Below are 24,778 nucleotides of genomic sequence, written 5' to 3'. Positions count from 1 at the left end.
CACGATGTCGGTCCGGCGATTGTTCGGTAGTGCATGGATTCAAGACAGACGAGGCCGTCAGATGCCCGTCGATAAAGATCGTCCCCCCCATTTTTCAACCCGCCGCTGGCGGGAGGAAGCAGTTCGACATTTTTCAACATCGGGATGATCAACCATGACAACGAGAATAGACCACCCGCGCGCGCGGCGCGTGACGACGGGACGACGCAGCGGTGCCCCGCTCGCCTTTTCGGCGCTGTGCCTCGCCTCCTCGTGGGCGAACGCGCAAGGCTCGCCCGCCCCGGCCGGCGGCATGCTGCCCGCCTTGACGGTGGTGGGCACAAAGGACGCCGATGCGACAACCGAAGGCAGCGGCAACTACGCTGCAAAGTGGGCCACCATCGGCGGAAAAGTCGCGCAATCGATCAAGGAGACGCCGAACTCGGTCTCGGTGCTCACGCGCGAGCGGATGGACGACCAGAACATCACGACCATCCAGCAGGCGTTGCGCTCCGTGACCGGTGTCAGTTCGATCGACTACGGCGACGGTACCGCGTACTTCCGCGCGCGCGGCTCGCAGCTCGGCATTGAATTCGATGGGGTCCCGACGCTGAGCGGCCTGCAGTATCAGTTGCAATTCGATCTGGCGATGTACGACCGCGTCGAAATCCTGCGCGGCCCGGCAGGCTCGATCGATGGCATGGGCGAGCCGGGCGGCGTCGTCAATCTCGTGCGCAAGCGCCCTCAGGATCAGTTCCATCTCGGCACGGAAACACAGGTCGATTCGTTCGGCAGCGTGCGCCAGATGATCGACGTCACCGGGCCGCTGAACAAGGACGGCACGCTGCGCGGACGCGCCGTTCTCGTGGGCAGCACCGGTATGCAATCCATCGAGCGCACGCGCAGCAAGGAGGTGATGGCCTATGGTGCGCTCGATTGGGACCTCACGCCGCGCACGACGCTGTCGTTCTCGGGCGGCTATCAGGTCTCGCCGATTTCCGGCATCGATTACGGTGCGGGCGGCGTGCTGAACAGCACGCGTACCGCGCTCACCGGGCGCGTGCCGAGCGAATATACGCGGAACTTCAGTCCGAGCTGGAACTACGCGTACACCTCGTTGCAGGAGGTCAACGCCAACCTCGTGCATCGGTTCGAAAACGCGTGGCAATCTTCGACCACGCTGTTCTACCGCCACGAACTCTCCAAGGCCTACTACGCGTACTCCGGCCCCGGCGCGACCGCAAACGGCCTCGCGCGCTTCGGAGACCAGCGGCAGCGCACGAGCTATGACTGGTTCGGCGCGGACACCAATGTATCCGGCCCGGTCCGCCTCTGGGGGCAGACGCATACGCTGACCATCGGCGCGAACTACGCCGTGATGACATCGGGCGCGCAATCGGGTTATCGCGCGTTGAGCGGCCCGTACGGTGGCGCCTACAGTCTCTACGATCCCAATGCGGTACCCGCCGTGGACGTACCGTACACGTTCGGCACCAATCACCGCACCGTGCAATACGGCGTCTATGCGCAGGCGCGTATCAAGCTCGCCACGCCGCTGACGCTCGTGCTCGGCGGCCGCGAGGCGTTCCTGCAAGACCGCACGCAGTCGACGTTGCCGAGCGTCGCGGACTGGACGACCAACGCACAGGTCAATCATCGCTTCCTGCCGTCCGCCGGCTTGCTGTGGGACATCGTGCCGTCGCTGACGGCCTACGCCAACTACGCGCGGTTCCTCGATGCGCAAACGCAAGGCACGTACTCGGGGCCGGGCCTGCCGCCGCGCTCGGGAGAGCAGTATGAAGTGGGCATAAAAAGCAGCCTGCTCGATGGCCGCCTGAATGCGAACGCCGCGCTGTTCCGCATCAACGACGACAACCGCGCCGTTGCCGATCCTGCCCATCAGTTCTATTACGTATCAGCAGGCAAGGCACGCAATCAGGGTATCGAACTCGAACTCACTGGCCAGCCGACGCCAAACTGGAATCTCTATGCCGGCTACACGTATCTGAACGCACACTACGAGAACGACTCGCCCGATCTCACCGACGGCACGGATCCGAAGCATTTGTTCAAGCTGTGGACCCGATATACGCTCTCGCAAGGCCCGTTACGCGGATTCTCGATCGGGGGCGGCATGCTCGCTCAAACGCGGATTTCGCGTGGCGTCGAACAGGGCGGCTATGCGGTTTTCGACGCACAAGCGGGATATCGTTTCACCAAGCACGTGACGGCGTCCTTGCAATTGAATAACGTGTTCAATCGCAGGTACTACATTCGTCCGCCCAGCACCTATTACAGCGTATTCGGCGATGCGCGCAACGTGATGCTGACCGTGCGTTCCGATTTCTAGGTGCCGCCGCGACGATCGGCCCGAGCACGACACCCATCTGCTCTGCAAGCTGCGTATACGACAGCACTTTTTCGAAGCGCTGCCGCGTAGAAATCTGTGGCAGCAGCACTTCGCGAGCGACAAGCCCCTGACTCGTGAGTGCGCCACAGACGGCGGACAACGCGATCAGCCACCCGATTCCGCTCCAGGCGACATAGCCGGCGATGCCGATCATGCAGGCGACGGCCCGACTGATCCGGCTCGCTCGCAGCACGCGAACGGGCGGCACGCGGTCGCTCAATGCACCGCAGACCGGAAAGGCGATGAATCACGGCAACGCTTCGATGAAAAATGCGAGCCCGAACCACGTCGCTTTATGCGTGATCTGAAAGACGACGAGCGGTACCAGAAAGAGCAGCATCTGGTCCGCGAGCCGCGACAGAAAAAGGGAACCCAAGAAGGCCGGCTGATCGATGCGCATCAAACGTATGCCCCGCGAGAATGATCAGGACACACCCGGGTGAGCCTGCTTCACCAGGCTTCAGTACGCCTTGCATCACTCATCAAGGCGCACCCTCGCTTGTCGTTTTAGTACACGAAAAACTTGCACCTCACCACCCGCCAAGCGGATCAATCCCCGACCGTCGTCCGAACGTTCCACGACACCGGAGCGTCGGTTGCGCGCTGAAGATACCGGCACCGAATTGCTTGAGGTCAGACCAACCCCACGGCCGAATGTCTGAACGACGAACCATACGCAGTATCAGGCAACCGATCCCGTCCGCTCAGGCGTGAACGGAAAGTACCGGCCGGTGCCGTCGTCCGGTACAGGCCGCGCTTCTTCAATTCCGGCACGATCAGTTCGGCGAAATCGTCGAGCGTGCCCGGGCTGATAAGCGGATTGAGCATGTAGCCGCTCGTCGTCGACTGCCGCGCATGCTCGGCGAGTTGATCGGCGACCTCGTCGGGCGAGCCGACGAGGATCAGGTCGGTGCCGCGCGTGACGCTCGCGAACTTGCGCCGCACGTCGCCGGCGGTGAGCGGCTTGCCGCTGCCGTCGGGCCTCATCACGTAGGACGTGAGCCCTTCCGTCTGCGTCGTAAGCGGTTCGTCGTCCGCGTAGCGGTCGATGTCGATGCCGGTGTCGCCCGCGTAGCTGACGAGTTGCGCGTGTTGGTGATAGTGCTGCTGCAGCAGGTGGTATTTCTCCTTCGCGTCGCTCGACGAGCGCGCCGTCACGATCCGCAGCACCGTCAGCGACTTCACGTCGTCCGCCGACCGGCCGCGTTCAGCCGCCTGCCGGCGAATCTCGTCGAGGCCCGCGCGGATCTCGTGCGGATTCGACTTCGCGACGAACACCACCTCCGCGTGCTTCGCTGCGAATTCGCGTCCGCGCCCGGACCAGCCGGCCTGGATCAGCACCGGCGAGCGCTGCGGCGACGGCGCGCAGACGTGCGGCCCCTGCACGCGATAGTGCGTGCCTTCGTGCGCGATCGGCCGCACGCGGTCGCCACGCGCATAGCGCGGCGCGTGCTTGTCGGCGACGACCGCGTCGTCCGCCCAGCTCCCTTCCCACAGCTTGTAGACGACGTCGAGAAACTCCTCGGCGCGCGCATAGCGTTCGTCGTGACCGATCATCCGGTCGAGCCCGAAGTTGCGCGCCGCGCTCGTCAGGTAGGACGTCACGATGTTCCAGCCGATCCGGCCGTTGCTCAGATGATCGAGCGTGCTGAAGCGGCGCGCGAGCGCGAACGGATGCTCGTAGGTCGTGCTCGCGGTCACGCCGAACGCGAGCCGCTCGGTCTGCGCGACAAGCGCCGGAATCAGCATCATCGGATCGTTCGCGGGCGACTCGACCGCCCACTGCAGCGCGGCATCGGCCGACCCGCCATAGACGTCGTACAGGCCGAGCACGTCCGCGAAGAACAGCATGTCGAGGTCGGCCTGTTCGGCCGTGCGCGCGAGGTTCGACCAGAACGCGAGTGTATTGGCGCGCAGCCGTTCATCGGCAGGGTGGGTCCACAAGCTTGGTGCGCCACCGCAACCGACACTGGCTTGTTCATACAGGGAAAACAGCAACGGGCGAGGATCGGACATCGTCGAAATCGGTATCAGGGAAGGAATCAGTTGGGTGCCGCCCACGCGCCCGACGACGCGCGGCGGCGGCGCCGTGCTGGCGTGCGCTCGTCTGGCGCGCGCGTAAGGTAGCGATTGACGTGCTGCTCGAAACGGCCGGCAGGAACGATCAGCAGCGCGACCAGTACGACATAGACGATCGCCGCGCCGGCCAGCGGCTCGTACACGCGCAACGTCTCGAAGCGCAGCGTATTGGCCGTTCCCATCACGTCGAACACGGTCACGGTCGACGCGAGGACGGTCGATTTCAGCAGCAGGATCGCCTCGCCGACGAGCGCGGGCAGCGCGAGCCGCCACGCGCGCGGGCCGACGATGCGGCGCAGCACCTGCGCGCGCGTCATGCCGTATGCGTGCCCGGCTTCGATCTCGCCGGCCGGCACGCCGGCGATCGCGCCGCGCAGGATCGTCGCGACATACGCGCTCTCGTTCACGCTCAATGCGACGATCGCGTACCAGAACGCGTCGCGCAGCAGCGGCGATGCCCAGCTGTCGCGCATCCATTCGCGCGGCACGATTTGCCCGAATCCGTAGTACAGCAAATAGAGCTGAACGAGCAGCGGCGTGCCGCGAATCAGCATGATCCAGCCGCGCGCGGACCAGCGCAGCGGCGCATGGCGCGCACCGGCGGCGAGCGCGAGCGGCACGCCCAGCAGCACGCTGGCCACGCCCGAAAAAAGTGTCAGCGCGAGCGTCGTCGGCACTGCGGCGAGCAGCTTCGGCATCACCGTATCGAGCAGGAACGGCAGCGAGAAGATCATGCGGTTGCGCGCCTCGTGCCACGGTTCGCGTGCCGCTCGAGCACCGCGAAGATGCCGGTCGACGCGATGCTCAGCAGCAGGAAAAGCGCGGCCGTGACGAGATAGAAGAATACATAGTGACGGGTCGCGCCGGCCGCGAGCTGGCTCGCCTTCAGCAAGTCCGTGAACGAGCCGAGCACGCTGATGAACGACGCGTCCTTGGTCGCGTTCAGCCACACGTTGCCGACGCCCGGCAATGCGAGCCGCGCGGCGGCCGGCAGCCGGATGCGCGTGAACGTCTGCCATGGCGTCATCCCGTATGCATGCGCGGCTTCGATCTCCCCGATCGGCACGTTGACGAGCGCCGCGCGGAAAATGTCGGTCAGATACGCGCCCTGGATGAAACCGAGCGACAGCGCAGCAACGAGGAACGGCGGGAACGCGAAGCCGTCGGGCACCAGGCCGCCGCGGCGCAGCGCGCCCTCGACGGCAGGCGCGAGCGCATAGAACGCGAGCAGCAGGCACAACAGCTCGGGCAGCGCACGCACCAGCGTCGTGTAGAGCCGCGCGAGCCATGCGAGCGGCGCGTGGCGCGACAGCTTGCCGAGCGCGCCGGCGATGCCGAGCAGCACGCCGGTGCAGAACGACGATGCCGCGACGCCGAACGTCAGCGCGAACGCGCCCGCGAACACACGGCCATATCCACCGTCGTCGAATGCAAGCAGCGCGAGCAGCGAGTCGTCCGCGGCCATCGGGTCAGCGGCCCTTCTCGATCGTGCCCTTCAGGTTCGGATAGCGGGCGGTGATCGCATCCCACGTACCGTCCTGCTGCAGCTGAGCGATCGCGGTCGACAGCTTGCCGCGCAGCGCATCGCCTTGGCGCACGCCCGCGCCGATGCCGAGGCCCAGCACCGGGTTGTCCGCGCACGTCGCCTTGACCTCGAAGTCCTTGCCGTCGCGCGACGCGAGGAAGGCCGTGAACAGACCCTTGCCTTCCTGCACGTAGTCGACCCGGCCGGACACCAGATCCGCGAGCGCGTTGTCGAACTTGTCGAACGCCTTGATCTGCGCATCCGGCTTGAAGCGGGAATCGAGGAAGGCCGAGAAGTTCGTGCCTGCCTCGACGCCGATCACGCGACCCTTGAAGCTCGCGGGCACCGCGCAGTCGACGCGGCGCCGATCGCTTTTCGCGCCGACGAACACCGTCGGCGATTCGTAATACGCGCGACTGAAATCGATTGCCTTCTGCCGTTCGCCGGTGATCGTCATCGACGACCAGATCACGTCGATCTTGCGGTTCTGCAACGCCGGAATCAGGCCGTCCCACGCAATGTCGGTGAGTTCGCACCGCACGTTCAGTTTGCCGCACGCGGCATCGAGCACGTCGATTTCCCAGCCCTTCCACTTGCCGGCCGCGTCCTTCGAAAAGAACGGCGGATACGATTCGGCGTCGATTCCGACGCGCAACGTCGGCTGGGCCGCATGGGAAGCCGGCACGAGGCCGACCACAAACACCGCGGCCGCGGCACGGCGGACACTGGAACGCATCAAACGATTCATGTGGCGAATTTCTGAAATAACGTCGGAACGACCGGCGTCGCAGCCGGCAGGAGGCGAGACTGTAATGCGCGCCGACGTGTGTACCAAATGGTTATTTTTTCGATGAATATCTGATCGCGCGATATGGCGGAACGGCGCACCGCCGAACGCCCAGCACGGTGCATCGTTCGACCGTTCGCCCGCTCACGCCTCCGCTGTTTCGCGCTGCAACGCCGGCAACTCCAGATTCGCGCGGAAATCACCGCCCACGTAGTCGGTATCGAGCAGCGCGCGACGACGCAATTCGGGCAGCAAGCCATTGAGCAGCAGGTCCTCCTGGTCCGGCTGACCGAGCCCGTGCAGCGACAACACGTCGACGAGCCCCGCGCGATAGCGCGCCTCGATCGCATCGGCGAGCTGCTCCGGCGTGCCGGCGACGAACCAGTGGCCGGTCTCCTGCGCGCGGACGATCAGCTCGCGCAGCGTCAGCCGCTGACGCGCATAGCCGACGAAGATCGCAACACGCCCTCGCCGGCGATGCACGCTGTCGATCGCCGGCAGCAGCGCCCCCGGCAACGGCTGGTCGAGCGGCAGGTCGCGCAGGTCGACGACGCCGCCGAGCATGTCGGCGAGCTTCAGCCGGCCTTGTTCGTAATCGATGCGTTCATGCTTGTCGCGCAACCGTCGCGCGACGTCGGCATCGGATTCGCCGATCACCGAATGGAACGAGTTCATCACGAGCGGCAGCCGGTCGCCACGGCCGAATGCGATGGCCTGCCGATGCAGTTCTTCGACGAATGCGTGCGCGTCTTCGTGCGTCGGCTGAGACGTATACACGACCTCCGCATACCTCGCGCCGAGCGATACGCCGCTGGCCGACTGACCCGCCTGAAACAGCACCGGCCGGCGCTGCGGCGACGGCGGCACGTTCAGCGGCCCCTGCACCTGGAAGTGCTCGCCGTGATAGTCGATCGCCCCGAGCTTGCGCGGATCGACCGAGATACCACCGCCCTGCCCGCGCCGCGTCGCGCCCGGATCGTTCGCGTCAAACAGCGCGTTGACGACCTCGACGAATTCGGCCGCACGTGCGTAACGCCGTTCGGGGTCGGGCAGCGCCGCATCGCCGAAATTCTCCTCGCCGACCGACGACGTCACCGCGTTCCACGCAGCACGGCCGCCGCTCACGTGGTCGAGCGTGCCGATCAGCCGCGCGAGGTTGTACGGATGGTGATACGTCGTCGACACCGTCGCGACGAGGCCGATCGTCGACGTCGCCTGGCTCAGCGCCGCCAGCGCGACGATCGGCTCCTGGCTGCCCGTCGTGCCGGCAAGGCCGGCCGAATCGGCCTGCAGCAGGTCGGCGGTAAAGAGGCCGGTGATCTTCTCGGCTTCCGCCTTGCGTGCGAGCGACGCCGCACGTCGCACACCGTGCACGGCATCCGCGTCGCCGGGTGCGTACAGCACGCTCGCCGCGCCGACGAGCGTCTTCAACCGTCTACGTGGGCCGCTCATGACGCGGCTCCGTTCGTCGCGCGATGGCGCGTAACGAGGGTGAGCGTCTCACGCAGTACGCGTTTTCTATTCATCTGTATTCCTCTTGATTCCGTTCGATCTGACATTTCATGTCGGCATCGTGGCCCCGCATCGCCCGGCAGGAGCCAGGCACACGCCGCGAGACGACGCGCAGTCAACGACCATAATGCAAGCCCCCCGGTCGGCCGGAACGAATATTTTCGGCTTTCGATATTCTTCTTGATTGTTTGACCGTGCGAACGGCGCCGCAAAATAATTCGGCATGCCAAACCCGTTGATCAGGCCGTTTCGACCCGCGCCGATCGCTTCATCATGACGTTCGACGCCATCCGCTCCGACTCCGATTCGTCCGTTTCGACCGCGTTGCCGTTCCGCTTGAGCGTGCTCGACAAGAGCCCGGTCGCGCCGGGAGAAACGGCCGCCGACGCGCTTGCGCGCAGCGTGTCGCTCGCGCGCTTCGCCGATGCCGCCGGCTATCACCGCTACTGGCTCGCCGAACATCACAACACCGCCGCGCTCGCGTGCCCGTCGCCGGAGATCCTGATCGCGCACGTGCTCGCGCATACGCGGCGCATTCGCGTCGGCTCGGGCGGCGTGATGCTGCAGCACTACAGTCCGTACAAGATCGCGGAAAACTTCAACCTGCTCGCGTCGCTGGCGCCAGGCCGCGTCGATCTCGGTATCGGCAAGGCGCCGGGCGGCCTGCCGCTGTCGACGCGCGCGCTGCAGGCCGGCTACGATCCCGCGCGGCGCGCGTCATTCGCCGATCTGGCCGACGAACTGAATCGTCATCTTCAGGGCGCAGCCACGGCTGCCGATACGACCGGTCAGGATGACGCCACGCTGCATGCGACGCCGCGCCCGCCCGAGCCCGCACAACCGTTCCTGCTCGGCGCCAGTGCGGAAAGCGCCGCGCTCGCGGCGCGGCTCGGCTGGGCGTTCGTCTACGCGTCGCATTTGAACGCCTCACCGACCGATCTGGAACGCGCGTTCGATGCATACCGCAGCGCATCCGGCGGCCGCACGCCGCTGCTTGCGGTCTCCGCGATCGTCGCGGCAACCCGCGACGCGGCCGCGCAGCTGGCGAGCGGACATCAGGGCTTTCGCGTGCAGGTGGGCGACACGCCTGCCGTCAACGTCGGCAGCCTCGATCAGGCGCACGCCTATATCCGGCAGGCAGGCGGCGGCCCGCATCGCATCGATCCGCGCGAAACGCGGATCGTGCACGGCACGCGCGACGACGTGCTGCACGAACTGCACGCATTGCATCGCCGCCACGGGATTGACGAATTCGTCATCGATACGCCGCTCGCCGATGCCGCACCGCGTATTGCGTCGCTGCGGCTGCTGGCAGGCGCGTCGGCCGACGAGCACGGCGCGGCGGCGTCGCGGTACCGGCCCGATGCGCGGGAATCGCGCGAGCGCGCCGCGACGCCGCAACCGGACTTCGAGGGCACCGCGCGATGACCGATACGATCCGCATTGCCGGCGCGGACGACGTGCCGGCCCTTTACGCGCTGCTGCAGGATGCGTATGCGCCGCTCGTGCCGCAGGGCGTGCTTTTCACGATCACGCGCTCGCCGATCGAGCGCGTCGCGCAGACCGTCGCGCGCGAAACCACGTTCGTGCTCGAACACACGACACCGGAAGGCCGACTGGCCCTCGCGGCCACGCTGACCGTGCGCTTTCCATGGGTATCCGGCGAACGCCACCGCATGCCGTATCCGTTCCTCCACTGGTTCGCGGTCGCGCCCGCGTTCAAGCGGCAGCGGTTCGGGCACGCACTGATCGAGCACGTCGAATCGCGGTTCCTGGCCGCACAGGTGAAAGCGCCCGCGACCTATCTCGCGACCGCGACCAACCATCCGTGGCTGCAGCCGTACTACGAACGTAACGGCTACCTGCCGTTCGATCGCTCGACGAATGCGCTCGGCACGCCGCTCGTCTGGCTGCGGAAAATCCTGCTCCCGGAGCTCTATCGCGATCCGGCGGCAGACGATGCCACCGCGCACGACGTGCCGCTCCACGCAAACGCGTGACGCCCCCTCCTCCGGGCTTCGCGCACCGCATCCCCTGCTACCCACCTCGTGAAAGGCTGCCACGCATGACATTCGCATTTCCGGATTCCGCTCTCCGCGCTTCGCGCCGCACCGCCTCGGCCGCGCTGCTGGTCGCGCTCGCGTTCCCGTATGCGGCGTTCGCACAGGGCACGCCCGTCTCCGGAGGCGCGCTGACCTGGGGCGTCGAAACGGAGCCGCGCACGCTGAACCCGCAACTGAACGGCCAGGACAAGGTCGAGCTGCTCCTGCGCAACGCATACGAAAGCCTGCTCGCACAGAAGCCGGACGGCAGCTACGTGCCGTGGCTCGCGACCGGCTACAAGGTCTCCGCCGACGGCAAGACGTATACGTTCACGCTGCGCGACGGCGTGAAGTTCACCGACGGCGCGCCGTTCGACGCGAAGGCCGTGGCCCGCAATTTCCTGAACGCGCGCGAACTGTCGTACTCCGCGGGCAGCCAGCTCGCGCGACTGATCTCGCACGTCGCGGACGTGAAGACACCGGACGAGCACACGGTCGCGATCACGCTCGATGCGCCGTATGCGCCGTTCCTGACATTCGCCGGCCGGCTGCCGCTGCTGTCGCCGAACGCGTTCGACCGACCGAGCCTGAAATCGGGCGGCCCCGACATCGCGGGCACCGGCCCGTTCATCCTGCGCCGCTACGTCAAGGGGCAGGAAATCGAATTCGCGAAGAACCCCGACTATCGCTGGGCGCCGCCGACGGCGGGCCACCAGGGCCCCGCGTACCTGGACCGGATCGTCTACCGGTTCCTGCCCGAATCGTCCGTGCGCACCGGCGCGCTGCTGTCAGGCCAGGTCGACGTGATCGAAGGCGTGTCCGGCAACGACGCCGCGCTGATCCGCAAGAACGCCGATTTCACCTACCGCCGCGCGCTCAACACCGGCACGCCCTACTCGCTGTTCCTGAACGTCGGCTACGGTCCCACGCAGGATGTGAAGGTGCGCCGGGCGCTGCTGGAAGGCCTCGACATAACGGGCATCGTGCAGTCGATCTACCGCGGCGAGCGCACGCGTGCATGGGGCGTCACATCGCCGATCGATCCGCTCTATGTCGCATCGATCGAAAAGACTTACGGCAACAACCCGAAGCTCGCGAACCAGTTGCTGGACGAAGCCGGCTGGAACGTCCGCGACAGCGGCGGCTACCGCACGAAGAGCGGCGAACGGCTGACGATCGCGGTGATCCAGGCGCAGGCAACGGTGCGCGACCAGCGCGACGTGCTGCTGCAGGCACTGCAGGCGCAGGCGCGGCAGCGACTCGGCGTCGACCTGAAGATCCAGTACGTCGACGACGGCACGTACGTCGAAGCGCGCAAGAGCGGCAAGTTCGGCTCGATCGCGAATTCGAACACACCGCCGGACGGCATCGACATCGAAGGCCACTACCTGCCCGTCGATCGCGGCGGCGCGTTGAACTACAGCCGTGCGGCGGCGCCCGAGCTGACGCGCTGGCTGCAGGCGGCCGCACGCACGCAGAACATCGCGGAACGCAAGAAGCTGTACGGCGAGCTGCAGCACTTCGCGATCAACGAGCAGGCGTACGCGGTGCCGCTGTACGAGCCCGAAGACCAGATCGCCGCCGCGAAGGCGGTCCAGGGGCTGCGCTTCCGCTCGTTCGCGCAGATGCCCGAGAACCCGTACGACGTGTGGATCAAGAAGTAGGCGGGCGCGTCGAGCGCGTTGCCCCGCACGCCGCGCCAAACCGACAGGAGATATCGCACATGAACCCTTCGCCTTCCGCTCCCGTCCCCGTCCCGGACGCGCTGCCGGCCGCACGCTCGCCGGCCCCCTGGCGCCGCTGGCTGCATTCGCCGGTCACGACGCGGCTCGCGACCGGCGCGCTCGTACTGTGGGCCGCGGTCACGCTGTCGTTCGCGGCCGTGCATCTCGCACCGGGCGACATCGTCGGCATCCTGATCGGCGAGCAGCTGAGCACGCCGGAGATCGAAGCGGCGATCCGCCGGGAATGGGGACTCGACGAGCCGCTGCCGCTGCAATACGTGCACTACCTGTGGCGCGTGCTGCACGGCGAGTTCGGCCGCTCGTACATCCTGAACACCGACGTCGCACCGCTCGTGCTCGGCCAGCTGTGGCCGACGCTGAAGCTCACGGGCGCGGCGTTCGTCGTGACGATCGCGTTCGCGGTCGGCCTCGCCGTGCTCACGGCCGGTCGCCGCTGGGCGGGGCGCGCGGCATCCGGCGTCGAGCTGCTGCTCGCGTCGACGCCGTCGTTCTGGCTCGGCATCATGCTGCTGTTCGTGTTCAGCTTCACGCTGAAGCTGTTCCCGGTGGCCGGCGATCGCGGCTTCGCGTCGCTCGTCCTGCCCGCGCTGTCGCTCGGGCTCGCACAGGGCGCCGTGATCGGCCGCGTGCTGCGGCAAGGCATCGAGCGCGCGCTCGACGAGCCGTACGCGCTCACGGTGCGTTCGTGGGGCGTCGGCGGCCTCGCGCTGCGCGTGCGCCATGCGCTGCGCCACGCGGCGCTGCCGGCCGTCACGCTCGCCGGCTGGCTCGTGGGCGGGCTGCTCAGCGGCGCCGTCATCACCGAGCAGGTGTTCGGCCGGCCGGGCCTCGGCAAGGTAACCGTCGACGCGGTGCTGTCGAAGGACATGCCGGTGATCCTGGCGATCGCGATCCTGTCCGCGGCGATCTACGTCGCGCTCAGCACCGCCGTCGACCTGCTGTACCTGCTGATCGATCCGCGCCTGCGCGATCGCCGCGCACCGCGTTGAACCGGAGGCTTCGATGTCCACTCCCGTCGATCTCACATTGCGCGCCCCGGCGACATCCGCCGCGGCCGGCTGGCTGCGCCGCCATCCGGGCCTCGCGCTGGCTGCCGTCTATCTGCTGTTGAACGCGATTGCGGTCATCGCACCGGGCTGGCTCGTGCACTACGATCCGCTGGCCGCCGATCCGCTGTCCGCGCAGCTCGGCAGCAGTGCCGAGCACTGGCTCGGCACCGACCAGCTGGGCCGCGACATCTTCTCGCGCGTCGTGTACGGCGCACGCTACTCGCTGTCGATCAGCGCGGCCGCGATCGGCGTCGCGACGCTGTTCGGCACCGCGCTCGGGCTGTTTGCCGGCCTTGCGCGCGGCTGGCTCGACGAGCTGATCACGCGCGTGCTCGACGTCGTGTCCGCATTCCCCGACCTGCTGCTCGCGCTGATGCTGATCTCGTTCACCGGCCCCGGCGCGGTGAACCTCGTGTTCGCGCTCGGCGTCGCGTCGGTGCCGCGCTTCGCGCGCGTGGTGCGGGCGCAAACCTTCGTCGTCGCGGCTTCCGGCTACGTCGAGCACGCGCGCACGCTCGGCCTCGCGCCGGCGGTGCTGGTCTGGCGGCACGTGCTGCCGCATGCGATCGCGCAGGTACCGGTGCTCGCGACGATCGGGCTCGGCACCGCGATCATCGGCACGTCGGGACTGAGCTTCCTGGGCATGGGGCCGCAGCCGCCCGCCGCCGAATGGGGGCTGATGCTCGCCGAGGGCCGCAACTATCTGTACAACGCGTGGTGGATCGCGGTGTGGCCCGGCGTCGCGATCACCGCGGCCGTGATCGCCGTGAATGCGCTCGGCGGCTACTGGCAGGCGCGCTTCGAACGCAGGGAGGCAGCATGAGCACGATCGCGTCCGCTGCGCCGGCTACGCCGGCCCGCGCCGCACCGCTGGTTCGCATCGAACGCCTGACGATCGGCTTTCGCGGCGCGCACGGCACGCAGCCCGTCGTCGGACCGCTCGACCTCGCCGTGCATGCCGGCGAATGCGTCGCGCTCGTCGGCGAATCGGGTTCCGGCAAGTCGGTCACAGCACGCAGCCTCGTCGGGCTGAACGGACCCAACGCGGTGATCGACGCCGAACGCTTCGAGATCGCCGGCGCCGACGCGCGCCGCCATCGCGAACGCGACTGGCGCGCGATACGCGGGCGCCGGATCGGCTACGTGCTGCAGGACGCGCTGGTGTCGCTCGATCCGCTGTGGCGCGTGCGCGACCTCGTCGCCGAGGCGCTGCGCAACACGCGCGGGCGCGATGTCGCGGCGCGCAGCGCCGACCTGCTGCGCGCGGTCGGCATCGACGATCCCGAGCGGCGGCTGCCGCAGTATCCGCACCAGTTGTCCGGCGGCTTGCGGCAGCGCGTGCTAATCGGCACCGCGATCGCGGGCGGCGCATCGCTGCTGATCGCCGACGAGCCGACCACCGCGCTCGACATGACCGTGCAGCGCCAGATCCTGTCGCTGCTGCGCGCGCGCCGCGATGCCGGCGACGCGGTGCTGCTGATCAGCCACGATCTCGCGGTCGTCGCCGAGCTCGCCGATCGCGTGCTCGTGATGCGCGCCGGCCAGGTCGTCGAACAGGGCCCGGCGCACGACGTGCTGACCGCGCCGGCGCACCCGTACACGCGCGAATTGCTGGCGGCGATTCCCACCGCCGCATCGCGCGGGTTCCGGCTCGCGACCGCCGCGCGCGTGCCGCTGCCGCCGAAGCGCATCGATGCGCAGGCACCGGTACTGGCCGTCGACGCGCTGACGAAACGCTACGGCGATCGCGCCGCGCCGGCCGCGGTCGACGGCGTGTCGTTCACGCTCGCACGCGGCGAGACGCTCGGCATCGTCGGCGAATCCGGCTCCGGCAAGTCCACGGTCGCACGGATCGTGCTCGGGCTCGTCGAGCCGGACAGCGGCACCGTCGCGCTCGACGGCCAGCCGTGGAGCGGTGTGCCGGAAGCCGCACGCCGCATGCGTCGCGCCCGACTGCGACTGATCGCGCAAGACCCGTACAGCTCGTTCGACCCGCGCTACTCGGTCGGGCAGATCGTCGGCGAAAGCCTCGACGCGGCCGGTGTCCGCGGCGATGCGCGTCGCCGCCGCGTGCTGCAGCTGCTCGACGAGGTGCAGCTCGGCGCCGGTTGCATCGACCGCTACCCGCGTGAATTGTCCGGCGGGCAGCGGCAGCGTGTCGCGATTGCGCGCGCGTTCGCGTCGAACCCGGCGCTGCTCGTCGCGGACGAACCCGTCAGCGCGCTCGACGTGTCGATCCAGGCGCAGGTGCTGGATCTGCTTGCCGATCTGCAGGCCGAGCACGGCACCGCGATGCTGTTCATCTCGCACGATCTCGGCGTCGTGCATCACGTCGCCGACAGGATCCTCGTGATGCGCGGCGGCCGGGTGGTCGAAAGCGGCCCGGTCGAGCGCGTGTTCGGCGCGCCGTCGCACCCGTACACCGCGTCGCTGCTCGATGCGCTGCCGACGCTGGCCGGCGCGCGTGCCGCGCCGCCGCTCGTCGCGCTCGCATGATCTTTGCCCGTTCCCGCTGACCCTCCGCCATCAGACGGCTACGGCGTCGAACCGGTAGCCCCGGCTTCCACGCGAACGCCGTCACGTTCACTTCCGACGTTTTCGGCAGCCGTTCGCGCGATATGACGATAGGCCGTCGGCGCATGTCCGGACATGCGCTTGAACGCGTTACTGAATGCGCTTTCGGACGAATAGCCGAGCGATTGTGCAAGCAGGGCGACCGGAATGCGCTCGTCGCGCAAACGGCGCTCCGCAACCCGCATGCGCCACTGGCCGAGATAGGTCAGCGGCGCGACGCCGGCGCTCGCCCTGAAGTGCGCAGCGAACGTGGTTCGTGACATCGCGCACGCGGCGGCAAGCTCGTCCAGATGCCATGCGCGTGCGGGATCGCCGTGCATCAGTCGCAGTGCGGGTGCGATGCGTGGGTTGCTCAACGCGCGCAACCATCCCGCCAGGGGCGCGGACGTGTTCAGATGGGCGCGCAGTATCTGAATGAAAAGCAGCTGCGAAAGCTGGGCCGAGACGAGCTGCGCGCCGGGCAGATCGGCCGCTCGCTCTTCCACGAGTTGCTCGAGAAGCCAGCGCACCTTCACGGCCTGCGGCGATGCGGCCGGTACGTGAATCCAGGGCGGCAGTACGTCCGACAGCAAGTTGCCGGTTACCGGATCGAGCAGGACGTGTCCACCGATGTGGGCGAAGTCATCGCCGTCACCCAGTTTCACCGCCGACTTGCCCGCGCCCGAGAACAACGTCATCGCATCGACAGGTGGAACGCCAGGGTCGCTCGCGAGAACGAAGGACCGTTTTGCCGTCAGCAGACCGACATCCCCGCTTGCGAAGCGGATTGGCGTTTCCTCTCCGTCGATGGAGACCCAGCACGTGCCCTTCACCACCGCGAAGAATTTGATCTTGTCGGGTGCCGGAAAGCGAATGGCCCAAGCGCCGCCGGCCGAGAAGCCTCCCGTTGCCAGCGATTCGGCGTTCGCGAGTCTCAGGATGTCGGAGAAGGGGTCGTCACTCATCATCGTACTGTCGCGCAAGTAAATCGCACTATAAAGCATTAACACGCGGCAGACCGGCCCTTAACCTTCCGGTTCTTCGTCCCTGACATTCAACGACATGAACAGCACATCCAGCCTCGAATCGGTTCTCGTAACGGGCGGCACCGGCTTCATTGCACAACACTGCATCCTGGCGCTGCTGCATCGCGGCTATCAGGTACGAACCACCGTCCGCTCGCTCGCACGCGAGACGCAGGTGCGCGCCCAGCTCGAAAGAGGCGGCGCAGAACCCGGAGATCGCCTGTCATTCGTCGAGGCGGATCTCCTCGCCGACGACGGCTGGCAACAGGCAACCGCCGGCTGCGCCTACGTCGTGCATGGCGCGTCGCCCACGCCCACCGGCACGCAGACGAGTGAAGACGATTGGGTCAAGCCCGCCGTGGCAGGCACGCTGCGCGTGCTGCGTGCGGCGCGGGACGCGGGTGTCCAGCGCGTCGTGCTGACCTCCGCTTTCGGTGCGATCTGCGCCGGACACGGGCCAATGAGCCGCCCCTTCGACGAGACCGACTGGAGCAACCTGACGGCCGCCGATGTCTGGCCTTATCAGAAGTCGAAGACGTTGTCGGAACGCGCGGCGTGGGACTTCATCGCGCGAGAAGGACGCGGCATGCAACTGTCCGCGATCAACCCGGTGACGGTTGTCGGGCCCGTGCTCGGCGACGACTATTCGCACTCCATCCGCCTGATCAGGGGCATGCTGAACGGCCAGCCCGGCAATCCGCGCATCAATTCCGGCTTCGTCGACGTGCGCGACGTCGCCGACCTGCATGTGCGGGCGATGACCCACGACGCCGCGAGCGGAGAGCGCTTCATTGCCATTGCCGGCGAAAGCATGTGGCTCGCCGAAGTCGCGCAGGTGCTCAAGGCGCGCATGGGGGATGCCGCGCGCCATGTGTCCACCCGGGTGCTGCCCGACTGGCTGGTGCGCATCGGCGCGCTCAGGGATCCTGCGCTGCGAGGATCGCTGCCGTTGCTCGGCCGCAACCTGAACGCCACCAGCCAGAAGGCCATCAGCTTGCTCGGCTGGTCGCCCCGCCCGCGCGAGGACGCCATTGTCGCCACTGCCGAAAGCCTCGTGCGCCTCGGGCTGCTGCGCGATGCCGGCCAGCGATAACGGCAGCGGATTTCATCGCCCTTCGTCGCATGACTACTCAGTCTTGCGACGAGCGCATCGACTCGTCGCCGATCTGCACTCCTCTCAACCCTTCTCGCAACGCCGTCACATTGGCCACACCGTTCAGTTGCTCGAACTCCCGTTGCGCTTCCTGCCAGAGCGGGGAGGCTCTTTCGTGCAGGCGCCGTCCCTCCTCGGTAAGTTCGACGAGGCGGCTGCGGCCGTCGGTGGGCGACGGCTTGATCGTGACGAAGCCGTCGCGCTCCAGGAAGCCAACCATCTTCCCCATCGCCGTTCGTTCGATATCGAGCCGTTCGGCAAGGGCGTTGACCGGCGTACTTCCCACTTCGCGCAGGGCGGCCAGCGTGAGGAATTGCGTGATGCGCAAGCCCGAGGGCTCGAGATGACTATCGTAGAGTCGGGAGATCTGCCTGCTCGCCTTCCTTACGGCGAAGCAGTTGCATTGATCGATGCCAAGCGGCTGGTTGACGGGCAACATCGGGTGCACTCCTGATTTCGGTTCCTTGCGCGAACGCTACGCACGCGTCGCGCAAAGGTATGGTCGTATCCATCGATGATAGCCGGGAGCGACAACGCTGGCACACGATCCGCGCACCTCGTGTCTCGCCGCCGAATCCGGCTCGTGTCGACCGCGGTGTTCAAAGCCCGGCCGGTGGCGTGATGTAGCCGGGTATCTCGGCCGCAAGCGTGCTCTTCAGCACCGCGGTCCCCTCGTCGGCCATGACCTCGCTCTTGCCGGCGACGAGCGCGTCGTAGGTCCGTCGTACGACGTCACCGGGACTGGCTTTGGGCACGTCGATGCCGTTGGTCAGATCGGTATCCACGAACCCGACGTGCAAGCCGAGAACCTGGATGCCGCGCTCGCGCAGGTGAAAGCGAAGCTGGTTCGTGTAGCTCCAGGCGGCGGCTTTCGACGCGGCATACGGCGTGAGATTCGGCCGCGGGAGCCACACGATGTCGGAAAGCACGTTGATGATCGCGGCATGCGGCTGGGCCGCGAGGATCTGTTCGAAGGCCTGCGTGACGCGCACCACGCCGTAGTAGTTGGTATCGAACAAGCGGGCGGACTGCGCTTGCACGTCGGCCGCCAAAGGCCCGTCGATCAGCGCGGCAATGCCCGCGTTGTTGATCAGCAGGGTCGTGTCGGCCGCCCGTTTCGCGGCCTCGGCGATCGACGCCGGATCCGTGACATCGATTCTGACCGGCACGATGCCCGGCTCGTCGAAACCGCTCGTGTTGCGCATACCGGCGTACACTTTCGCCGCCCCGCGCCGCAGCGCCTCGCGTGCAAAAGCGAGGCCCAGGCCGCGATTGGCACCGGTGATGAAGACGGTGGCGTTCTTGATATCCATGACAAGCTCCTGTTTCAAAAGCCGCGTGTCGGGGGCGTGTCGACGCCCGCTACGAGCACGCGGGTGCCTGGCTCAAAGAAAGACGTGCTCCGGCAACTGCTTCGAAAGCGACTCCCGCAGATGGGTCGCGAGCGTCAGTACGGCGCCAAGCGGGCTCATTCGCACGCTGACTCGCGGCACCGAGCCGTCGGCATTGCGATCGACGACCACGACCGCGCTCAGCGTCTCGCCGCTCGTCAGTACGGCCTCGTATTCGAGAAAGAGCCGTGAGCCGACGGCCTGAACAAACGTGGGCGTCTGCGAGACGTAAAAAGTCCCGACGGCGTCGACGGCGAGCCGGATTTCGTCGCGCCCGGTCACGGGCGTGCGCAACACCGAGCTGACCAGTTCGGCATCGGCCGTCAGATCATCGAGAAACGGGTGGCGATCAGGCTGGATGGGTGACATGTTCAAACCCCTCGATTCGTTTCAGGGACGTGTTCACACGAATGCGGCCCGATATTTCTCGACGAACTGCTGGACCGACAGCGGCGGCGTTCCGGTGATCTTCTCGACGGCGTCGTTGGTGCCCGAGAAGATGCCGTCTCGGTAGTTCTGCGCGACTTCGACCAGATGCTGCGTGAGGAACGGCGGAAACTTGTAAAGGGTCTCCATCTTGATCCGGAATTCCTCGATGGAAGTCGGCGCGTATTCGATCCGGGCGCCGAGAACCTCGCTCATCGCCTCTGCGATCTCGACGTGGTTCTTCTCGACGGGGCCGTGCAGCGTGTAGGTCTTGCCCTCGTGGCCTTCGGGTTTGGCGAGGAGGTGGGCGATCACGCGGCCCTGGTCGTCGCTGGCGATGGGCGCGTGACGGCCGTTGCCAAACGGAAATTCGATCTTCTTCGTGGCCCATATCTCCCGCGCAAAATGCGGATAGACGAGCCAGTCGGCAAAGAAGGTCGGGCGCAAATGCGTCGTCGCGACGCCCGACCAATCGAAGACCTGCTCGGAGACCCAGTGATCCTGTGCCGCGTGGCTCAGCGACGCCCGACGCGCGGAAATCTGCGACATGTTGACGATCGCCGTGACCCCCGCTTCCTTTGCCGCCTGTGCGAAATAGGCTGCGGCCCCGATGATCCCCGGCGCGATCGGATGAAGGAAATACGCCGATCGGATGCCTTCCATCGCTGCCCGAATGTCGTCGATGCCGGTGAAGTCGCCGATCGCGACATCGACGCCGCGCTGCCTCAGGGCGGCCGCCCGATCGTCATCGGTGCGCACGTAGGCACGTACGCGTTTGTGCATCTTGAGCAGTTCGTCGATCGCCATACCTCCGGTGCGTCCGGTTGCACCGCTCACAAGAATCTCAGGCTCGTTCATCGTTTCGCTCCGTTCGAAAGTGAGAGCATATGCTCCCTTGAGACGAAGAATAGGAGCATATGCTCTCAACGTCAAGTTTTTTTGGTTGGCGCCCCGGATAACATCACGCCGGGTTCGGCAGGCGGCATTGTTGGCGAGCATCGAGGCGGAGAGCGTTCCGTCTGAACTCAGCGCTTCGACCGGCCACGCGTTGTACGCCCGTGAAATAGTCGCGATAAGCAAAGCGGGAATCGTTGTTTGCCGCGCCGCGCCCGGTTGCCGAAAATCATCGTTTCCCCGCGCGGCTCCCGCGTGCTACACGCGCTCGACCATGACCGATTCCCGTTTTCCTCCCCGAGCACCGCGCTCCGGCCGGCGCGCGGCGCTGCGCCAACTCGCCGGCGGCTGGGCGGCCGCGATGCTGCCCACCGGCGGCGCGCTCGCGAGCCAGCCGCTCGACGTGCCTCCGTGGACGCGCGCGCCCGGTGCGCCGCTGCTGTCGCCACCGTACGGCGCGCCGGGGCAGCACGAGCGCGACGTGATCCGTCGCAGCGCCCGCACGCCCGCGCTGCCCGGCTCCGGCTCGTCGATGACGCCGCTCGCCGACCTGTTCGGCGACATCACGCCGAACGGGCTCGTCTACGAGCGTCATCACGCGGGCGTGCCGGATATCGATGCGCAGCGCCATCGCGTCGTCGTGCACGGCCTCGTGCGCGAGCCGCGCGTCTTCACGATCGACGACCTGCTGCGTTTTCCGTCCGAATCGCGGATCCACTTCCTCGAATGCTCGGGCAACACGGGCAGCGAATGGAACGGCCCGAGCGGGCTGCCCGTTCAGTTCACGCACGGGTTGCTGTCGTGCTGCGAATGGACCGGCGTCCGGCTGTCGACGCTGCTCGATGAAACGGGCGTCGATGCCGACGCACGCTGGCTGCTCGCCGAAGGCGCGGACGGCGCGGCGATGACGCGCAGCCTGCCGCTCGACCGGATCCTCGAGCGCGCGCTGGTCGTCTATGCGCAGAACGGCGAACGGCTGCGCCCGGAGAACGGCTACCCGGTGCGGCTGATCGTGCCGGGTTTCGAAGGCAATACGAACATCAAGTGGCTGCGACGGCTGAAACTGGTGCGCGCGCCGGAGATGACGCGCGAGGAAACGTCGAAATATACGAATCTGCTGCCCGACGGCTGCGCGCGCCAGTTCGTGTTCGAGATGGACGCGAAGTCGGTCATCACGCGGCCATCGGCCGGGCACCGGCTCGCCGCGCACGGCTATTACCCGATCAGCGGCTACGCGTGGTCGGGCCGTGGCCGAATTCGCGCCGTCGACGTGTCGACCGACGGCGGTCGCACGTGGCGGCCGGCACGGCTCGCCGGCGACGCGCGCGACCGCGCATTGACGCGCTTCGAGGCCGACTGGATATGGCGCGGCGAGCCGGCCGACCTGCAAAGCCGGGCAACCGACGAAACCGGCTACGTGCAGCCGACCCGCGACGCGCTCGTCGCCGCGCGCGGCCTGAACTCGCAGTATCACTACAACGGCATTCAGAACTGGCGCGTCGGCACGGACGGCGAGGTGCGCAATGCGTAAGGTGCTCGTTTGCCTGCTGGCGGGCTGCGCGATAACGTCGGGCGCGTTCGGCGCCGGCTTCGGCCTCGGACAGCCAGTCGATCGCGCGGCGCTCGCCGCGTGGGACATCGACGTCGCCCCGGACGGCACCGGCCTGCCACCCGGCGCGGGCACGGTCGCACGCGGCGGCCACGTGTTCGCCGACAAATGCGCGATGTGTCACGGCGCCGGCGGCGAAGGCGGTGTCGGCGATCCGCTCGTCGGCGGCATCGGCTCGCTCGCGAGCGCGAAGCCCAAAAAGACGGTCGGCAGCTACTGGCCGTACGCGACGACGCTGTTCGACTACATTCGCCGTGCGATGCCGTACAACGCGCCGCAATCGCTGAGCGCGGACGACGTCTATGCGGTCACTGCGTACGTCCTCCACCTGAACGGCATCGTGCCCGGCGACGCCCAACTCGACGCGCGCACGCTGCCGCGCGTGAAGATGCCGAACCGCGACGGTTTCGTGCCTGACCCGAGGCCGGGCAAGCTGTGACCCGTCCAGCTCCCCTTGCCGCTGCATCGAGCAGTGCACCCGCGCGCGTCGCGCCATGCGTCGCGCGGATCGACCGCATCACGGGCAGTCATTCGGCAGGCCCCTGTTCCGGTGGATCGGGGCACGTCGCGGCAGCGCGCGACGCGGTATCCGCTACGCGGCGTATGTGACGCGCCGTCCGCAAGTATTGGGACCCACCCGCCCCGCGTGAAAAGCCGATTTCAGCTTACGTCACGCATGGGCCCGGACTGATCGCGTCCCGACGCGTCAGTGCTGAATGCCCCAGCGCCGCACGGTCGCGCGTTCGAGCGTATCGAACACGAGGTTCTCGACCAGCAGCCCGATCACGATGACGGCCGCGAGGCCCGCGAACACGCGATCCGTGTACAGCTCGTTGCGGTTCTGGAAGATGTACCAGCCGAGCCCGCCTTGCCCCGCGCTCGCGCCGAACACGAGCTCGGCCGCGATCAGCGTGCGCCACGCGAATGCCCAGCCGACGCGCAGCCCCGACAGGATCGACGGCAGCGCGGCAGGCACGAGGATCAGCGCGATCTGGCGCAGGCCGGTGAGCCCGTAGTTGCGTCCGGCCATTTTCAGCGTGACGGGTACGCCGGCGAAGCCGGTATACATGCTCAGCGCGAGCGGCCACAGCACCGCATGCACGAGCACGAACAGCAGGCTTCCGGTGCCGAGCCCGAACCACAGCAGCGCGATCGGCAACAACGCAATGGACGGCAGCGGATTGAACATCGACGTGAGCATCGTCAGCAGATCGCGACCGATGCGCGTCGATACCGCGAGCGACGTCAGCGCGAACGCCAGCAGCACGCCCAGCGCATAGCCGCGGAGCAGAACCGACATCGAGATGCCCGTCTTGACGAGCAGTTCGCCCGACTCGATGCCCTGCACGAACGCAGCCAGCGTCGCGCCGAAGGTCGGGACGAGCAGATCGTTCGCGACGATGCGCGCGACGATCTCCCAGACGGCGATCAGCACGAGCGCGATGACGCTGCGGCGAAACCACGCTGCGCCGGCGATGCGGCGCAGCAGCGGCGCGGGCGCCGCGCGTTCGGCGTCGGGCAGCGCGTCGAGCGTGCGCGTGTATTCGTCGCGCACGGGCGGCCGCGGCGGCAGGGCCGGATCGATCGTACTCATGATGCGGCGTCCTCGGTCGTCGGTACGTGCGGTGCGTCGGTGTCGAACAGCAGGCGGTGAATCCGGGCGACGTTGTCGCGGAAGTCGCCGGTATCGACGTTGTCGAGCGAATGCTCGTGGCTGTTGAGCTCCGCGCGCACGCGGCCCGGATGCGGCGACAGCAGCAGAATCCGGTTGCCGACCACGAGCGCCTCTTCGATCGAGTGCGTGACGAACAGCAGCGTGAAGCGGAACTCGTCCCACAGCCGCAGCAGTTCCTCCTGCATCTTGCGGCGCGTGAGCGCATCGAGCGCCGCGAACGGCTCGTCCATCAGCAGCACGCGCGGCTGCATCGCCAGCGCCCTCGCAATCGCGACGCGCTGCTTCATGCCGCCCGACAGCGTATGCGGATAGGCATCGGCAAACGTGCCGAGGCCGACCTTGTCGAGATAGTGCAGCGCGCGCTCGCGTGCTTCGACGCGCGACAGCTTCGCGGCGACGCGCAACGGAAACGCGACGTTCTCGGCGACCGTCTTCCACGGCGGCAACTGATCGAACTCCTGGAACACGACGATGCGGTCGGGCCCCGGCCCGCTTACGGGCCGGCCGTCGAGCGCGATCGAACCCGAGACGGGCTCGATGAAGCCGGCGATCGCCTTCAGCAACGTCGACTTCCCGCACCCCGACGGGCCGAGCAGCACGAAGCGGTCGCTGCCGTACACGTCGAAGCTCACCTGATGCGTCGCGCGAACGATCCGCGCGCCGCTGCGGTATTCGAGGCTGACCCGGTCGATCGCCAGCAGGCGTTCGCTGTGCGTGCCGGCCTGCGCGGCGTTCGCGGCCGGGCGACCGTCGGCACGCGTATCGGGCACGGCAGACGTGGCCGGCGACGCGCCGCCACGTGCCGCATACGGCGGCAACCAGGTTCGGGGAGAAGTGGCGTTCACGATCGAATCTCTTGCGGGAAAAGCATCAACATACGGCCGGGCACCGTGTGGACCAACCATCGATTGCGCATATCGAAAC

General features: G+C 67.3%; 22 protein-coding genes and 1 pseudogene. 10 read left to right on the top strand and 13 right to left on the bottom strand.

Annotated features, from left to right (window positions below; genetic code table 11):
• Positions 1-154 precede the first annotated feature (154 nt).
• Positions 155-2,329 (top strand): TonB-dependent siderophore receptor, encoded by a 2,175-nt coding sequence (locus APZ15_RS30000; protein WP_027791915.1) that lies wholly within the window; start codon positions 155-157, stop codon positions 2,327-2,329.
• 4 nt (positions 2,330-2,333) lie between these two features.
• Here APZ15_RS30000 and APZ15_RS29995 read toward each other — a convergent pair.
• From APZ15_RS29995 to APZ15_RS29970, 6 genes and pseudogenes are all read right to left on the bottom strand, one after another.
• Positions 2,334-2,789 (bottom strand): annotated as a pseudogene (locus tag APZ15_RS29995) (MFS transporter); the annotation flags it as partial.
• A 233-nt stretch (positions 2,790-3,022) separates the two neighbouring features.
• Positions 3,023-4,405, bottom strand: coding sequence for an LLM class flavin-dependent oxidoreductase (locus tag APZ15_RS29990; RefSeq protein ID WP_027791916.1), 1,383 nt, complete (start codon positions 4,403-4,405; stop codon positions 3,023-3,025).
• A gap of 26 nt (positions 4,406-4,431) precedes the next feature.
• Positions 4,432-5,202, bottom strand: coding sequence for an ABC transporter permease (locus tag APZ15_RS29985; protein ID WP_027791917.1), 771 nt, complete (start codon positions 5,200-5,202; stop codon positions 4,432-4,434).
• Positions 5,199-5,933, bottom strand: a complete 735-nt coding sequence (locus APZ15_RS29980) for an ABC transporter permease (RefSeq protein ID WP_027791918.1) — start codon at positions 5,931-5,933, stop codon at positions 5,199-5,201. Before APZ15_RS29980 ends, APZ15_RS29985 begins: the two co-directional genes overlap by 4 nt.
• 4 nt (positions 5,934-5,937) lie before the next feature.
• A complete protein-coding gene (locus APZ15_RS29975; RefSeq protein ID WP_027791919.1) occupies positions 5,938-6,741 on the bottom strand; it encodes a transporter substrate-binding domain-containing protein in 804 nt (267 codons plus the stop codon).
• Between the two features lie 183 nt (positions 6,742-6,924).
• Positions 6,925-8,232: an NtaA/DmoA family FMN-dependent monooxygenase gene (locus APZ15_RS29970; protein ID WP_027791920.1), complete on the bottom strand. Its 1,308-nt coding sequence runs from the start codon at positions 8,230-8,232 to the stop codon at positions 6,925-6,927.
• Positions 8,233-8,565: 333 nt separating this feature from the next.
• Here APZ15_RS29970 and APZ15_RS29965 point away from each other — a divergent pair, with 333 nt between their 5' ends.
• The 6 genes from APZ15_RS29965 (at position 8,566) to APZ15_RS29940 (ending at position 15,624) form a co-directional block, all read left to right on the top strand.
• A complete protein-coding gene (locus APZ15_RS29965) occupies positions 8,566-9,720 on the top strand; it encodes an MsnO8 family LLM class oxidoreductase (protein WP_027791921.1) in 1,155 nt (384 codons plus the stop codon).
• Positions 9,717-10,292 carry a GNAT family N-acetyltransferase gene (locus tag APZ15_RS29960; protein WP_027791922.1) on the top strand — a complete coding sequence of 192 codons (576 nt, stop codon included), beginning with the start codon at positions 9,717-9,719 and terminating at the stop codon, positions 10,290-10,292. The genes APZ15_RS29965 and APZ15_RS29960 overlap by 4 nt, the downstream gene beginning before the upstream one ends.
• A gap of 65 nt (positions 10,293-10,357) precedes the next feature.
• Positions 10,358-11,998, top strand: coding sequence for an ABC transporter substrate-binding protein (locus tag APZ15_RS29955; protein WP_027791923.1), 1,641 nt, complete (start codon positions 10,358-10,360; stop codon positions 11,996-11,998).
• 59 nt (positions 11,999-12,057) lie between these two features.
• On the top strand, positions 12,058-13,068 hold the full coding sequence (locus APZ15_RS29950) for an ABC transporter permease (protein WP_027791924.1): 1,011 nt from the start codon (positions 12,058-12,060) through the stop codon (positions 13,066-13,068).
• 13 nt (positions 13,069-13,081) lie between these two features.
• Positions 13,082-13,951, top strand: a complete 870-nt coding sequence (locus APZ15_RS29945; RefSeq protein ID WP_027791925.1) for an ABC transporter permease — start codon at positions 13,082-13,084, stop codon at positions 13,949-13,951.
• Positions 13,948-15,624: a dipeptide ABC transporter ATP-binding protein gene (locus tag APZ15_RS29940; protein ID WP_027791926.1), complete on the top strand. Its 1,677-nt coding sequence runs from the start codon at positions 13,948-13,950 to the stop codon at positions 15,622-15,624. Before APZ15_RS29945 ends, APZ15_RS29940 begins: the two co-directional genes overlap by 4 nt.
• 38 nt (positions 15,625-15,662) lie before the next feature.
• Here APZ15_RS29940 and APZ15_RS29935 read toward each other — a convergent pair whose 3' ends face one another.
• On the bottom strand, positions 15,663-16,685 hold the full coding sequence (locus tag APZ15_RS29935) for an AraC family transcriptional regulator (protein WP_027789302.1): 1,023 nt from the start codon (positions 16,683-16,685) through the stop codon (positions 15,663-15,665).
• Positions 16,686-16,743: 58 nt separating this feature from the next.
• On the opposite strand from APZ15_RS29935, the gene APZ15_RS29930 reads away from it, so the two are divergent.
• Positions 16,744-17,799 carry an SDR family oxidoreductase gene (locus APZ15_RS29930; RefSeq protein WP_027789303.1) on the top strand — a complete coding sequence of 352 codons (1,056 nt, stop codon included), beginning with the start codon at positions 16,744-16,746 and terminating at the stop codon, positions 17,797-17,799.
• A 37-nt stretch (positions 17,800-17,836) separates the two neighbouring features.
• Here the strand turns inward: APZ15_RS29930 and APZ15_RS29925 are convergent, their stop codons facing one another.
• The 4 genes from APZ15_RS29925 to APZ15_RS29910 form a co-directional block, all read right to left on the bottom strand.
• Positions 17,837-18,298, bottom strand: coding sequence for a MarR family winged helix-turn-helix transcriptional regulator (locus tag APZ15_RS29925; protein ID WP_027789304.1), 462 nt, complete (start codon positions 18,296-18,298; stop codon positions 17,837-17,839).
• A gap of 160 nt (positions 18,299-18,458) precedes the next feature.
• The gene (locus tag APZ15_RS29920) at positions 18,459-19,172 is read right to left on the bottom strand and encodes an SDR family oxidoreductase (protein WP_027789305.1); all 714 of its coding nucleotides are present in this window, start codon (positions 19,170-19,172) and stop codon (positions 18,459-18,461) included.
• A gap of 72 nt (positions 19,173-19,244) precedes the next feature.
• Entirely contained in the window at positions 19,245-19,619 is a 375-nt protein-coding gene (locus tag APZ15_RS29915; RefSeq protein ID WP_027789306.1) for a hypothetical protein, read from the bottom strand.
• Between the two features lie 33 nt (positions 19,620-19,652).
• A complete protein-coding gene (locus APZ15_RS29910) occupies positions 19,653-20,534 on the bottom strand; it encodes an NmrA family NAD(P)-binding protein (protein ID WP_027789307.1) in 882 nt (293 codons plus the stop codon).
• Between the two features lie 310 nt (positions 20,535-20,844).
• Here APZ15_RS29910 and soxC point away from each other — a divergent pair, with 310 nt between their 5' ends.
• Entirely contained in the window at positions 20,845-22,101 is a 1,257-nt protein-coding gene (gene soxC / locus APZ15_RS29905) for a sulfite dehydrogenase (RefSeq protein WP_027789308.1), read from the top strand.
• Positions 22,094-22,618 carry a c-type cytochrome gene (locus tag APZ15_RS29900; RefSeq protein WP_027789309.1) on the top strand — a complete coding sequence of 175 codons (525 nt, stop codon included), beginning with the start codon at positions 22,094-22,096 and terminating at the stop codon, positions 22,616-22,618. Before soxC ends, APZ15_RS29900 begins: the two co-directional genes overlap by 8 nt.
• Positions 22,619-22,885: 267 nt before the next feature.
• Here APZ15_RS29900 and APZ15_RS29895 read toward each other — a convergent pair whose 3' ends face one another.
• Both APZ15_RS29895 and APZ15_RS29890 read right to left on the bottom strand, forming a co-directional pair.
• On the bottom strand, positions 22,886-23,773 hold the full coding sequence (locus APZ15_RS29895; protein ID WP_027789310.1) for an ABC transporter permease: 888 nt from the start codon (positions 23,771-23,773) through the stop codon (positions 22,886-22,888).
• Positions 23,770-24,759, bottom strand: a complete 990-nt coding sequence (locus APZ15_RS29890) for an ABC transporter ATP-binding protein (RefSeq protein ID WP_027789311.1) — start codon at positions 24,757-24,759, stop codon at positions 23,770-23,772. The genes APZ15_RS29895 and APZ15_RS29890 overlap by 4 nt, the downstream gene beginning before the upstream one ends.
• Positions 24,760-24,778: the final 19 nt, after the last annotated feature.

Origin of the sequence: Burkholderia cepacia ATCC 25416, assembly GCF_001411495.1 — a bacterium.
Classification (GTDB): Bacteria; Pseudomonadota; Gammaproteobacteria; order Burkholderiales; family Burkholderiaceae; genus Burkholderia; species Burkholderia cepacia.
The sequence above is the reverse complement of the archived record's forward strand: the minus strand, read 5'-3'. Positions and strand labels throughout refer to the sequence as shown.

Coding starts and splice junctions, on each gene's coding strand:
- APZ15_RS30000 (WP_027791915.1), top strand. CDS start 155: ATGACAACGAGAATAGACCACCCGCGCGCGCGGCGCGTGACGACGGGA.
- APZ15_RS29990 (WP_027791916.1), bottom strand. CDS start 4,405: ATGTCCGATCCTCGCCCGTTGCTGTTTTCCCTGTATGAACAAGCCAGT.
- APZ15_RS29985 (WP_027791917.1), bottom strand. CDS start 5,202: ATGATCTTCTCGCTGCCGTTCCTGCTCGATACGGTGATGCCGAAGCTG.
- APZ15_RS29980 (WP_027791918.1), bottom strand. CDS start 5,933: ATGGCCGCGGACGACTCGCTGCTCGCGCTGCTTGCATTCGACGACGGT.
- APZ15_RS29975 (WP_027791919.1), bottom strand. CDS start 6,741: ATGAATCGTTTGATGCGTTCCAGTGTCCGCCGTGCCGCGGCCGCGGTG.
- APZ15_RS29970 (WP_027791920.1), bottom strand. CDS start 8,232: ATGAGCGGCCCACGTAGACGGTTGAAGACGCTCGTCGGCGCGGCGAGC.
- APZ15_RS29965 (WP_027791921.1), top strand. CDS start 8,566: ATGACGTTCGACGCCATCCGCTCCGACTCCGATTCGTCCGTTTCGACC.
- APZ15_RS29960 (WP_027791922.1), top strand. CDS start 9,717: ATGACCGATACGATCCGCATTGCCGGCGCGGACGACGTGCCGGCCCTT.
- APZ15_RS29955 (WP_027791923.1), top strand. CDS start 10,358: ATGACATTCGCATTTCCGGATTCCGCTCTCCGCGCTTCGCGCCGCACC.
- APZ15_RS29950 (WP_027791924.1), top strand. CDS start 12,058: ATGAACCCTTCGCCTTCCGCTCCCGTCCCCGTCCCGGACGCGCTGCCG.
- APZ15_RS29945 (WP_027791925.1), top strand. CDS start 13,082: ATGTCCACTCCCGTCGATCTCACATTGCGCGCCCCGGCGACATCCGCC.
- APZ15_RS29940 (WP_027791926.1), top strand. CDS start 13,948: ATGAGCACGATCGCGTCCGCTGCGCCGGCTACGCCGGCCCGCGCCGCA.
- APZ15_RS29935 (WP_027789302.1), bottom strand. CDS start 16,685: ATGCTTTATAGTGCGATTTACTTGCGCGACAGTACGATGATGAGTGAC.
- APZ15_RS29930 (WP_027789303.1), top strand. CDS start 16,744: ATGAACAGCACATCCAGCCTCGAATCGGTTCTCGTAACGGGCGGCACC.
- APZ15_RS29925 (WP_027789304.1), bottom strand. CDS start 18,298: ATGTTGCCCGTCAACCAGCCGCTTGGCATCGATCAATGCAACTGCTTC.
- APZ15_RS29920 (WP_027789305.1), bottom strand. CDS start 19,172: ATGGATATCAAGAACGCCACCGTCTTCATCACCGGTGCCAATCGCGGC.
- APZ15_RS29915 (WP_027789306.1), bottom strand. CDS start 19,619: ATGTCACCCATCCAGCCTGATCGCCACCCGTTTCTCGATGATCTGACG.
- APZ15_RS29910 (WP_027789307.1), bottom strand. CDS start 20,534: ATGAACGAGCCTGAGATTCTTGTGAGCGGTGCAACCGGACGCACCGGA.
- soxC (WP_027789308.1), top strand. CDS start 20,845: ATGACCGATTCCCGTTTTCCTCCCCGAGCACCGCGCTCCGGCCGGCGC.
- APZ15_RS29900 (WP_027789309.1), top strand. CDS start 22,094: ATGCGTAAGGTGCTCGTTTGCCTGCTGGCGGGCTGCGCGATAACGTCG.
- APZ15_RS29895 (WP_027789310.1), bottom strand. CDS start 23,773: ATGAGTACGATCGATCCGGCCCTGCCGCCGCGGCCGCCCGTGCGCGAC.
- APZ15_RS29890 (WP_027789311.1), bottom strand. CDS start 24,759: ATGGTTGGTCCACACGGTGCCCGGCCGTATGTTGATGCTTTTCCCGCA.